This is a genomic window from Sphingomonas bacterium, from assembly GCF_903644135.1.
Lineage (GTDB): Bacteria > Pseudomonadota > Alphaproteobacteria > Sphingomonadales > Sphingomonadaceae > Sphingomonas.
The window spans coordinates 1-4,344 of the sequence record NZ_CAHJXA010000247.1; the positions used below are offsets into that span (position 1 = coordinate 1).

Consider the following 4,344-nt stretch of genomic DNA (forward strand, 5'->3'; position numbering starts at 1 on the left):
CGGGTCAACCGGGCTGACGAGGCGGAGGCGCTGCTTGTGTGACCGCTATGTGAGCGGCCGGAGCGGGAACGTGCCGAAGCGCTCATCGTTGAGCGAGGGCTGGCCTGCCCCGACCTCGATCATGGCCTCACCATAAGGTCGTGTCCGTAGCCGCAACCGGCCAGACGCCAGGTTCGACCAACCCTAGAGGAAGAGCGCGATGACCAAGACCAGCGACTTCTTCGTCGAGCGGCTGAAGGCATGGGGCGTCACGCGCATCTTCGGCTATTCGGGCGACGGCATCAACGGCGTGCTGGGCGCGCTCCAACGCGCCGAGAAGGCCGGCGACGGCATCGAGTTCATCCAGGTCCGGCACGAGGAGATGGCGGCGTTCATGGCCACTGCCCATGCCAAGTTCACCGGCGAGCTGGGCGTGTGCCTGTCGACCGGCGGGCCGGGCGCGACCCACCTCATCACCGGGCTCTACGATGCCAAGAGCGACCACATGCCGGTGCTCGCCATCGCCGGCCAAGCCGAAACGACGGTGCGCGGCGCGAGCTATCAGCAGGAGCTGAACCTCGACCGGATGTTCGCCGACATCGCCGACTTCGTGCAGGAAGCGGCCGCGCCGGCGCAGCTTCGCCACCTGGTCGATCGCGGCCTGCGCATCGCGACGGCGCGCAATGGCGTGACGGTGCTGATCCTGCCCAAGGACGTGCAGGACATGGCCTGGGAGGAGCCCAAACTGGCGCATGGCTATACCCGGTCCGGCCCCGGCTATCAGCGCCCTCGCGTCGTCCCCTATGCCGCCGACCTGCAAAAGGCGACCGACATCCTCAACGCGGGCAGGAAGGTCGCGATCCTGATCGGTGCGGGTGCCCGCGGTGCGGCCGATGCGGTGGCCGCGGTCGCCGAGACGCTGGGCGCGGGGGTCGCCAAGGCGCTGCTCGGCAAGGACGTGCTGGCCGACGACCTGCCCTTCGTCACCGGCGCGATCGGGCTGCTCGGCACCAAGCCGTCGTCGGACATGATGAACGGCTGCGACACGCTGCTGATGATCGGCACCGGCTTCCCCTGGGCCGAGTTTCTGCCGCCCGACGGCCAGGCACGCGCGGTCCAGATCGACATCGACCCGGCGATGCTGGGCCTGCGCTATCCGGTCGAGGTCAACCTGCACGGCGACGCGCAGGAGACGCTGGCGGCGCTGCTGCCGCTGCTCGCGCGCCAGCAGGACCGCAGCTGGCAGGACGATATCGCCGCGGGCGTGCGGAGGTGGTGGCAGACGCTGAAGGACCGCGCCATGGCACCGGCGAATCCGGTCAACCCGCAGCGCGTCGTGTGGGAGATGTCGCCGCTGTTGCCGGCCGACGCGATCGTCACCTCCGACTCGGGCTCGTGCGCCAACTGGTATGCGCGCGACTATCTGTTGAAGCAGGGGCAACGCGCGTCGCTGTCAGGCGGCCTGGCGTCGATGGGTGCGGCGGTGCCCTATGCGATCGCCGCCAAGTTCGCGCATCCGACGCGGCCGGTGGTGGCGCTGGTCGGCGACGGCGCGATGCAGATGAACAACATGGCCGAGCTGATCACCGTCCAGAAATACTGGCAGCGCTGGGCCGATCCGCGGCTGATCGTCTGCGTGTTCAACAACCGCGACCTCAACGAAGTGACCTGGGAGCAGCGGGTGATGGAGGGCAACCCGCGCTTCCCGACCACCCAGGACCTGCCGGACGTGCCCTATGCGCGGTTCGCGGAGCTGATCGGGCTGAAGGGCATTTACGTCGACACGCCCGAGGCGCTGGCGGGTGCATGGGCGGCGGCGCTGGCCGCGGACCGGCCGGTGGTGCTGGAGGTGAAGACCGATCCCGACGTCGCGCCGTTCCCGCCGCACCTGACGATCGAGCAGGTCAAGGGCTTCATGTCGTCGATCATGAAGGGCGACAAGACCGCCGGCCAGGTCGTCGCCAACACCGCCCGGCAGGTCCTGCACGAGCTGCTGCCGCATGGCGCAAGCTGAGCTGCCTGAAACGCCGGCGCTTTACCGGCGCGCCGGGTTGGCGAGGAAAACGACATAGCCCCGAAAGCGCGGGTTCGCCGCTAGCGATGGCGGCGCGCGCCACTCTCCGCCCTGCAACAGCCCGATGCGGAACGGCACCGTCATTCGGCCGAGCCGCGCCAGATAGCCGGCATAGCCAGGAATGACGTGCCGGCCCTGGTAGATCTGCAGCACCACCTCATCGACGACGCCCGCCAACGCGTCGAGCCCGGCGGGGTCGCCATTGGCGCTCCAGTCGAGCAGGCCGGTGATCCCCAGCCGGCAGTCGCCCGGCAGCCGCCGTCTCAGGTCCGCCAGGAACGCCGCATATTCGCCGAGGTGCCGGGTGCGCGCGTCGAAGTCGATCTGCACCCCTGCCACGCGATTGCCCGCCGCACGCCAGCGAGCGAGCTCGGCGAGCAGCTGACGATAGACGAGCGGCGACCAGCGCAGCGTCGCGACGCGCACCACCATCCATATCTCCGCCCCTGCGACGTGCGGCACCGCCGGCCGCTGCGCGATAAGGCGGACGGTCGGCACGGCATCGACCTGCCCCTCCAGCAGGTACAGCCGCCTGGCCTGGCGCAACACCGGTTGCGGGCGCACGCCGGCCCACAGCCAGAACGCGTCATAGCGCGCCGCGTCCACCGCCGCGTCCGGCACCGCGGCGGCGAGCGCCAAAGCGACCGCGCCGATCACGCGCTACCAGTAATATCTGGACTCCTGCGCCCAGCGCGAAGTTGGGAAATCCTTGTGCAGCCGCAGGTACCAGCCCTTGCGCACCGCCGGCGCGACGTTCTCGCCGCCGCAGCTGTTCGCCCGCGACGGCGCATAGCAGTTGACTGCGCGGTACAGCGCATAGGCGCGATCGGCCGCAGGCGTCGCCGGCGCGGCGATCAGCGCCTTGTAGACCTCCAGCCGCGAGAAGGGCCGGCCGGGGAATAGCGGGCGGGTGCCGCCCAGCTCGTCCGCGGGCGGCTGGGTGTCGAGGAAGAAGCCGTCCATGGCGTTGAGCCGGACGAACTCGGCGACGCACAGCCGGGCGGCGGCGAGGTGCGAGTCGGCGACCAGGCGCGCGGCGGTCTCGCGCAAGGCGGGACAGGCGAACCCCTCGCGGGTCGCGCCGATGGTGAAGATGCCGACCGACGGATCGTTGGTGCCGACGAAGTTGTAGACGTCAGCCTTCGCCTCCGCGCCGGCGGGCACCTGCGCGACATCCGCCACGAAGTCACGATACGCGCCCCGCGTCACGTCCTTGTAGAGGAGCGTGAACAGCGCCACCGCGCGCTCGTGCTTGCCCGCGCCGGCATCCGCCGCCTGCCGCCTGAGCAGCGCCGCGCCGGCGACGTCGGTCAGCAGGGTGTCGCGGATGGTCGGGTCGCGCACCGGCGAGCCGGCGGCGAACACCCGGTCGAGCCCCGCCGTCCGCTCGTCGTGCAGCGCCAGCGCCAGCTCGACAGTCGGCCGCTGGAAGGGCGGCGCGGCCCCCGGGATCAGGTCCAGCCAGAAGCCGCGCGCGTTGCGGTCGCCGGCGGCGTCGAGCGCCATGCCGCGCAGCATCTGGCGGCTGAACTGGACGGTGTCGAACGACGGCTGCCGCGCCTGGTCACCGACCAAGCGTAGCACCTCGCGCGGATCGTTGCCGGCGTAGAAGGCGCGAGCCGCGAGCAGGAAGTCGAGCAATGCCGGCTGGCGCGCGAACCGCGGCCGCTGCGCTTCGATCTCGGCGCGGCTGATCAGCGGCTCGGCCGGTTTCTTGTCGTCGCCGCGCATGAGCTGCAGGTCGAGGACGGCGAGCAGGACCGGGTCGCTGGTATCGGCCTGGGTCAGTTTAGGCAGCAGCTTGGTGTCGATCTCCTCGGCGAGCGCGGCATCGTCGAGGCCGCGGGCCGCGGCGGGCTGCGCGAACAGCGCCACATATTGCGCCGCCAGCTTCCCCGTGTCGCCACCTAGCCAGTAGACGCGGCGCAACAGGCCCCGGGCCGAGGCGGCATAGCGGCCGGCGGGATAGGCGGCGGCATAGCCGCGCAGCCCGGCCTCGGCGGCGGCGATCGCCTTCCGGTCGGCAACCTTCTTGTCGTCGCGGCACCCGAACTGGTCGAACAGGCCGACCTGTGCGCGGTTCACCTCGACACGGGCCGCCATATAGCGCGCGGTCTCGCGCAGCCACGGCTCACCGTTGCCGCCGAGCGCCGCGAAGCGCGCCGCGGCGATGTCGAAGTCGCCGGCATAGAAGGCGGCTGCGCCTTGCAGGTAGGTCGCGAAGCCCTGCGCGGCCGGCGAGCCGACCTGGAAGGTCGCGGCCGGCAGGGCGGTCTTCGCGGCGTCGGCGC

General features: G+C 70.9%; 3 protein-coding genes. 1 reads left to right on the forward strand and 2 read right to left on the reverse strand.

The features are described 5' to 3' along the window. Positions 1-199 precede the first annotated feature (199 nt). Entirely contained in the window at positions 200-1,993 is a 1,794-nt protein-coding gene (locus HUU96_RS12090; RefSeq protein ID WP_174293031.1) for a thiamine pyrophosphate-requiring protein, read from the forward strand. A 21-nt stretch (positions 1,994-2,014) separates the two neighbouring features. Here HUU96_RS12090 and HUU96_RS12095 read toward each other — a convergent pair whose 3' ends face one another. Together HUU96_RS12095 and HUU96_RS12100 are read right to left on the reverse strand one after the other, a co-directional pair. Beyond that, entirely contained in the window at positions 2,015-2,710 is a 696-nt protein-coding gene (locus HUU96_RS12095; RefSeq protein ID WP_174293032.1) for a DUF3142 domain-containing protein, read from the reverse strand. Between the two features lie 3 nt (positions 2,711-2,713). Next, the coding region (locus HUU96_RS12100; protein ID WP_174293033.1) for a hypothetical protein at positions 2,714-4,344 on the reverse strand (1,631 nt) is incomplete at its 5' end.

Excerpts from the sequence above, each read along its gene's own strand:
- HUU96_RS12090 (WP_174293031.1), top strand. The coding sequence starts at position 200 with ATGACCAAGACCAGCGACTTCTTCGTCGAGCGGCTGAAGGCATGGGGC.